The 485-nt window shown below is 65.6% G+C and carries 1 pseudogene; it reads left to right on the forward strand.

The annotated features are described in order from the left end of the window. Positions 1-485: pseudogene (locus tag VL15_RS41370) on the forward strand (IS5 family transposase); the annotation flags it as partial.

Here is a 485-nt window from a genome sequence, read left to right on the forward strand (position 1 = left end):
TCGAATCGCGCCGCGCTGACCGGCATCCTGTTCGTTCTCAAGACCGGACTGCGCTGGCGCGATCTGCCGGCCGAGATGGGATGCGGCTCGGGCGTGACATGTTGGCGACGGCTGCGCGATTGGCAAGCAGCCGGCGTGTGGGATCGCTTGCACGAGCTACTGCTCGCAAAGCTGCGCGCAGCAGACAAGATCGACTTCTCACGAGCCGCCGTCGATTCATCGTCGATTCGCGCCGTTGGGGCAGGCCAAAAACCGGGCCAAACCCTACCGATCGCGCGCGACCCGGTTCCAAGCACCACATCGTCACCGATGCCAACGGCACCCCGCTCGCCGCGATCCTGACCGGGGCGAACGTCAACGACGTCACGCAATTGCTGCCGCTGATCGACGCGATTCCGCCGATTCGCGGATTGCGCGGCCACCCACTTCAGCGGCCACGCATCGTCTACGCCGATCGCGGTTACGACTCCGAGCGGCATCGACGA

Origin of the sequence: Burkholderia cepacia (assembly GCF_001039005.1) — a bacterium.
GTDB classification, from domain to species: Bacteria; Pseudomonadota; Gammaproteobacteria; order Burkholderiales; family Burkholderiaceae; genus Burkholderia; species Burkholderia theae.